The organism is Desulfovibrio sp. 1188_IL3213 (assembly GCF_036763145.1).
Classification (GTDB): domain Bacteria; phylum Desulfobacterota; class Desulfovibrionia; order Desulfovibrionales; family Desulfovibrionaceae; genus Desulfovibrio.
The window spans coordinates 1-983 of record NZ_JBAIYR010000635.1 but is presented as its reverse complement, the minus strand read 5'-3'; the positions used below and the strand labels follow the sequence as shown (position 1 = coordinate 983).

General features: G+C 62.4%; 2 pseudogenes. Both read right to left on the bottom strand.

Features of this window, described 5'->3' with window-relative positions:
• Positions 1-720: pseudogene (locus V6C16_RS14185) on the bottom strand (molybdopterin biosynthesis protein); the annotation flags it as partial.
• Between the two features lie 33 nt (positions 721-753).
• A pseudogene (locus V6C16_RS14180) lies at positions 754-983 on the bottom strand (hypothetical protein); the annotation flags it as partial.

Genomic DNA, 983 nt, shown 5'->3' with positions numbered 1-983 from the left:
GGCGGCGGCGATGGCCTCCGGCTGGTCGGGAACCACGGGCAGGGTGACGGACTCGCCCCCGGCTTCTGTAATCATGGCCGCAAAAATCAGGGAATTGAATTCGGGCAGCGTTCGTCCGGCACGCAGGTCTTCTTCGCGCGCCTGCTCCAGGGGAACGATTTCAGAGCCGCTGGGAATGATGAAAACGCGCGGCCGGACGAACACGGGGGCTTTCAGAATGCCCCCCGCCGCCAGTGCGCCCAGGTCGTATGGCCCAAGGCGGGTTCCGGGCGGCAGGATGATTTCCGTAGCCACCATGTCTTCACCCATTTTACGCACATGCTGCCAGGGAAAAGCGGCCTTTTCGATCACGGCCCACTGGTTGTCGCCGGAACCTTCGATATTGATGTTTTCCACCATGATAACCGCATTGCAGTCCGGCGGCAGGGGGTGGCCGGTATTGATCCAGTGGGCCTGCCTGCCCATTTCAAGGCGCAAGGGCTTGCGGGCGGAGGCGCTGAACGTGTCCTCGGCATTGACCGCGATGCCGTCCATGGCTGCACCGTGGAAGGCGGGTGAAGAACGAAGCGCTTCCGCCGGGCGGCTGAGAACGCGGTGCAGGGCTGCGGTCAGTGGAACGTTTTCTTCCGGTAATGCGCGGGAAGCTGCCTGAAGACGCTCGAACCAGCGCTTTCGCGCCTCTTCGGGCGCAAGCAGAGTCAGGTAGGTATTGCGCTTCATGGCATGTCTCCGTAGTTGGCGTATGCGTTATTACTACTGAAAAAGCTCCACCATAACAATATCTCCGGCAGCGAAACCCTCACGGTTTTCGGGGCAGACCAGCAGGCCGTCTGCCGCCGCAAGGCCCGTGATCAGGCCGGAAGCTCCGGTGATCGGTTCGGCTTCATACAGAGCCTGTCCGGGCATGACGCCGGAAGAAGCGGAAGAAGCGGAAGAAGCGGAAGGCGCGGGAGAGGCTGCAGGCAAGGGGCGCAGGCGTACGC